Below are 552 nucleotides of genomic sequence, written 5' to 3'. Positions count from 1 at the left end.
CACCATACCTCCGGGCCAACTCCCTGATCGAGAGGCCATCCAGACGCGCATCACGCCGGATCCGCGCGAACAACTCCACCCGAGACTCCATCCGAACCTCCACCTTGAGCAACGAAAACACGTTGCAACAACGGTGCAGGTGGGTCCGGCTTAGATTGCCCCAGACACCCCGAAACAGCCGAAGTGGGTCCCGCTTAGATTGCCCTGGTGGGTCCCACTAACGCTGCCATAGTCAAAAACTTGAGTTGACAGTCTTTTGGACCAATAGATCCGCGGTGCCGGACATATAACTTTTCAATGCATGGCCGGGATTGCTGGGGTGCAGCGGGGAGAGCGGATTGGAGGAATTGTGCTGCACGAAGACGACCGGTCGCGAAAGCCTGTGCCACTCGTTCACTAACGCTGCGATGTTCTGATCACAGTCAGCGTTGTTTCGGAGTCCCCACCAGTCGGCCTGGTCAAATCCCTGCTGAGCGTCAACGACGATCAGCGCGGTGCGATCATCGATCGAGGGTAGTTGGATCACGATTCAGGGCTCCTTGTTATTTTCAG

At 56.9% G+C, this 552-nt stretch carries 1 protein-coding gene; it reads right to left on the bottom strand.

Going from position 1 to position 552, the window contains the following annotated elements; translation table 11 throughout:
• Nucleotides 1-232: 232 nt before the first annotated feature.
• Nucleotides 233-526, bottom strand: a complete 294-nt coding sequence (locus JF66_RS23425) for an isochorismatase family protein (protein ID WP_197059544.1) — start codon at nt 524-526, stop codon at nt 233-235.
• Nucleotides 527-552 lie beyond the last annotated feature (26 nt).

It is taken from the genome of Cryobacterium sp. MLB-32 (assembly GCF_000738085.1).
In the GTDB taxonomy this organism is placed as follows: Bacteria; Actinomycetota; Actinomycetes; order Actinomycetales; family Microbacteriaceae; genus Cryobacterium.
Note: the sequence above shows the minus strand (reverse complement) of the source record. Positions and strands in the feature narration are given on the sequence as shown.